Origin of the sequence: Acidovorax sp. HMWF018 (genome assembly GCF_003061035.1) — a bacterium.
Taxonomy (GTDB): Bacteria; Pseudomonadota; Gammaproteobacteria; order Burkholderiales; family Burkholderiaceae_C; genus Acidovorax; species Acidovorax delafieldii.
Genome location: NZ_QAIM01000239.1, coordinates 1 through 2600 on the forward strand (window position 1 = coordinate 1; position 2600 = coordinate 2600).

Annotated in this window: 2 protein-coding genes and 2 pseudogenes; all 4 read left to right on the plus strand. The window is 68.3% G+C overall.

All coding sequences use genetic code 11. The features are described from left to right. Positions 1-377 (plus strand): annotated as a pseudogene (locus DBR23_RS08540) (P-type conjugative transfer protein TrbL); the annotation flags it as partial. An 18-nt stretch (positions 378-395) separates the two neighbouring features. Then, entirely contained in the window at positions 396-1100 is a 705-nt protein-coding gene (gene trbF / locus DBR23_RS08545; RefSeq protein WP_108497956.1) for a conjugal transfer protein TrbF, read from the plus strand. Beyond that, complete coding sequence (trbG, locus tag DBR23_RS08550) at positions 1097-2101, plus strand: P-type conjugative transfer protein TrbG (protein WP_108497957.1); 1005 nt, start codon at positions 1097-1099, stop codon at positions 2099-2101. Before trbF ends, trbG begins: the two co-directional genes overlap by 4 nt. Before the next feature lie 2 nt (positions 2102-2103). Next, positions 2104-2600 (plus strand): annotated as a pseudogene (locus DBR23_RS08555) (conjugal transfer protein TrbI); the annotation flags it as partial.

The following is a 2600-nucleotide window of genomic DNA, read 5'->3' on the forward strand; positions in this document are numbered from 1 at the left end:
CCGCATTCCAGGCCGGTTCCGCCGCTGCGGGCGGCGGGGCCAAGGGCGCGGCGGCTGGCCTCGGCAACGTCGCCAAGACCGGCGCGCAAGCCGCAGGCCGCCGAGCCGCGTCCGGCGCTGCCTCGGCTGGGCAGAAGGTAGCCGATTCCTTCCGGGCCGGATGGAACGGCGCAGATGCTGGCGCTGCCGGTTCCGGCCAGGCCGCCGCAGGCGAAGGCACAGCCAGCGCGCCGAAGCAGGAGCAACCCGCCTGGGCCAAGCGGATGCACCGCCGCCAGCAGATCACCCATGCCGCGACCACCGCTGCCCACACGCTGCGCGGTGGCGACGGTGGCGGCTCGGGGCAAGGCCCGAGTCTGCGCGATTCCGATACCTGACCACCAAGGAGAACCCTTATGCGATTCAAGCGACCGCAGGTGCGCTATGCCGACACGCCGCAGCCTGCCACCCCTTATCAATCCGCCGCGCAGGTGTGGGACGACCGTATCGGCTCGGCCCGCCTCCAGGCGAAGAACTGGCGCTTGATGGCCTTCGGCTGCCTCACGCTCGCGCTGCTGATGGCCGGCGGCCTGGTGTGGCGCTCGGCGCAGTCCATCGTCACGCCCTACGTCATCGAAGTCGATCAATCCGGGCAAGTGCGCGCCGTGGGCGAGGCGGCTACGCCGTACCGGCCTGCCGATGCACAGATCGCGCACCACCTGGCCCGCTTCATCGGGATGGTGCGCTCGCTGTCCATCGACCCCATCGTGGTGCGGCAGAACTGGCTGGATGCCTACGACTACACCACCGACAAGGGCGGGGCGGTGCTCAATGACTACGCCAGCAAGAACGATCCTTTCGCCCGCATCGGCAAGGAGTCGGTGACGGTGCAGATCACCAGCGTGACCCGCGCCAGCGACACGTCTTTCAACGTGCGCTGGACGGAACAGCGATTCGTCAACGGCGCACCTGCTGTCACCGAACGCTGGAACGCCGTGCTTTCCACTGTCCTGCAAACCCCACGCACCGAACAGCGCCTGCGCAAAAACCCGCTGGGTATCTACGTCAATGGCCTGTCGTGGAGCCGCGAACTGGATTCTTCCGAAGGAGCCAAGCCATGAATGCACTTTTCCGTAAATCCGTTTTGCCGTTGATCCTGCTGGCCTCGACTGTTCTGTTCTCGGGCTGCGCCTCGCAGGGCAAGCCGCCGCCGTCCATCTCGCTCGATGAGCCGGTGCAGGCCCAGCCGCTACCGGAGCCGCCCGCGCCGGTGGAAGTGGTCGCCGTGCCTGAGCCCCTGGCGCTGCCGGCGCAGTTGAAGCCGCTGCCCGAGGTGGACGCAGCCCCGGCTGCGCCGGAGCCGGCCGACGAGAAGGTGCGTGTCTCGCGCGCCAACGCCGAGGCACGCATCGCGCCGACCCGCGAGGGGTATGTCAATGCGATTCAGGTCTGGCCTTTCACCGACGGCGCGCTCTATCAGGTCTATGCTGCGCCGGGGTGCGTGACCGTGGTTTCGCTCCAGCCGGGCGAAGAACTGGTGACTGTTGCCGCAGGCGATACCGTCCGGTGGATTGTGGGCGACACGTCTAGCGGCAGCGGCGATGCGCTGCGCGTCAACGTGCTGGTCAAGCCCATCCGCTCGGGCCTGAAAACCAATCTGGTCATCACCACCAGCCGCCGGACGTACCTACTGGAACTGACCTCGACGGAAAAGGCATGGATGGCGTCGGTGTCCTGGGACTACCCGAAAGACCGGATGCTGGCCTTGCAGCGCCAGGCGCAGGCGGCCAGCGCCGCCGCGCCGGTCGATACCGGCTTGTCGCTGGAGAAGATCCGCTTCCGCTACGCGATCAGCGGCAGCAATCCGCCGTGGAAGCCGCTGCGGGCCTTCGATGATGGCGAGAAGGTCTATATCCAGTTACCGCCAGGTATCGCGCAAGGCGAGCTGCCGCCGCTGTTCGTGATCGGCGCGCAGGGCGACGGGCAACTGGTGAACTACCGTTTCCGCTCGCCGTACTACATCGTGGATCGACTATTCGGCGCGGCCGAACTGCGCTTAGGCGGTGATGGCGGCGACGTGGTGCGGATCGAGCGCACGGATGGCGTGGCGCGGAGGAACTGACCATGAGCCAGGATGACACTCCCGACCTTGCCGCGCCGCAGGCGGGCAAGGTAGCGCCCGAGGCGGTGGCGCTGCGCGCCCAGCCTCGCCCGGTCACGCGCCTGAACCGGCGCACGCTGGCCATCCTCGCCGGCGGCCTGTCGGTCGCCGTGCTTGGCGCGCTGATGTGGTCGCTGCAACCGCAGCGGCGCGGCGCAGGCGAGCAGATCGAGCTATACAACGTCGATCGCGTCTCAAAGTCGGAAGGGCTGGACGCGCTGCCTGCCGACTACTCGAAGCTGCCGCCGAAGGTGCCGGAGCTGGGGCCACCGTTGCCGGGCGATCTTGGCCCGGCCATCGTGAAGTCGCAGCAGCCGGTGACGACCGCCTACGCGGCCCCCGGCCACGACCCCAACGATGCGCTGCGCAAGGAAGCCGAAGCGGCGGCGGCCTCATCAGTGTTCTTCCGCTCGGGTTCGCAGAAGGTCGCGCCGGTGGCGCAGACGCAAGCCGCCGCCGC

Excerpts from the sequence above, each read along its gene's own strand:
- trbF (WP_108497956.1), top strand. The coding sequence starts at position 396 with ATGCGATTCAAGCGACCGCAGGTGCGCTATGCCGACACGCCGCAGCCT.
- trbG (WP_108497957.1), top strand. The coding sequence starts at position 1,097 with ATGAATGCACTTTTCCGTAAATCCGTTTTGCCGTTGATCCTGCTGGCC.